Source organism: Streptomyces anandii JCM 4720 (assembly GCF_014650655.1).
Classification (GTDB): Bacteria; Actinomycetota; Actinomycetes; order Streptomycetales; family Streptomycetaceae; genus Streptomyces; species Streptomyces anandii.
Map to the genome: position 1 here is coordinate 1 of NZ_BMVJ01000031.1, position 1,394 is coordinate 1,394.

Annotated in this window: 2 protein-coding genes; both read left to right on the forward strand. The window is 67.9% G+C overall.

Features of this window, described 5'->3' with window-relative positions:
- Positions 1 to 259 precede the first annotated feature (259 nt).
- Positions 260 to 544 carry a hypothetical protein gene (locus IE249_RS32625; protein ID WP_189710683.1) on the forward strand — a complete coding sequence of 95 codons (285 nt, stop codon included), beginning with the start codon at positions 260 to 262 and terminating at the stop codon, positions 542 to 544.
- A gap of 482 nt (positions 545 to 1,026) precedes the next feature.
- Positions 1,027 to 1,394, forward strand: a 368-nt coding sequence (locus tag IE249_RS39210) for a transposase (RefSeq protein ID WP_229859781.1), incomplete at its 3' end; no start/stop codon positions are given.

Sequence of the window (1,394 nt, forward strand, 5' to 3'; positions counted from 1 at the left end):
ACTCGTCGTCGCCCAGGTCGACTACGGTCTGCTCCCTGCGCCCGCGGGGATGGTCCCAAGATGCGCGACCACATGGCGAAAGCCGTGAACTGCTCCCCGCACCTGCGGGGATGATCCCATCAAGGCCCAGCGCGGCCCGGAACCCGGTGGGCGAACAACGTACGCCTTCTTCGCCCGCCGGCGACGGCCGGACTGGTAGCCGAGCTGCACGGACGGCTGCGCGCAGCGGATCCCAGATCAGTACCGCTACGCTGGTCAAATGTTCGAAGACCAGTCGCTCTACGACTACTTCTCCGGCTGCTTTGAACGTGCTGACAAGGTGGGCTTCGCCCTCGTTGACGGCAGGGAGTTCCTCGGCTGGATCCATGAGGTGACAGAGGATCGTATTCTGTTGGCCTGGGCACCCAGTCCGTTCTACGCCCAGGCCAACGATGCGGAGGCGTGGGCGCCCAAGGACGAGTGGGTGGCGTTCACCGCCCTGGTTCTTGAGTCGATCGCCAGCTACGACCCGTCCGTACCAGGGTGGGTGAACTACCTCAGCTGAACGCCCCGGCAACCGCACGGGTGGGCCTGCTCCCCACACCGGCAGGGATGGTCCCTGCTTCTGATGACAGGCGCCGACAAGGACCGGCTGCTCCCCGTACTAGCGGGGATGGTCCCAAGTGCGCGTCGCACGGTGCCGAGGTGGCGCCGCTACTCCCCCGCACCCGCCGTGATGGTTCCCCGTACGGCTCGGCCAGCGCGAGCGACAGGGCCTGCTCCTCGCACCGCGGGGATGGTCCCGTCACGTACGCCTGCTCACCGGTCTGCACGCTCTCTCTCCCCCCCCGCATCCGTGGGGTGGTCCCGAGACCGAAGTCAACGCAATCGCCTCGGCGATCGCCGCCTCGACTGCCAGAACGCTACGGGCCGTGGGACCGGGTCTACGACCTGTTCCGGCGCTAGCAGCGCGATGGCACCTGGGCCCGGATCGTCACCCAGCTCCAGGCCGAGGCCTACGTGAAGGGCCTGATCACCGGGATGTGAATGTCGACTCCACCGTGTGCCGGGCTCACCAGCACGCCGCCGGAGCGTCGAAAAGGGGGCTTGCAAAGGGAGCCGCCTGGCGGCATCGCCGTCGAGCCGACCGACCACGGCCTCGGACGTTCCCGGGGCGGGCTGACCACAAAGATCCACCTCGCCGTCGAACAAGGGCAGAAGCCTCTGTCTGTACTGATCACGGCCGGGCAGCGGGGTGACTCGCCGCAGTTCGGGCAGGTCCTGGAGGACCCGGTGCGGGCTGACAAGGCGTACCACTCCCGCCGCAACCGAGCGTACCTGCGAAGACGCCGAATCAAGGCGCCCATCCCGGTCCCGGCGGACCGCGTCCGCAATCGTCAGAAGCTAGGCCTCCG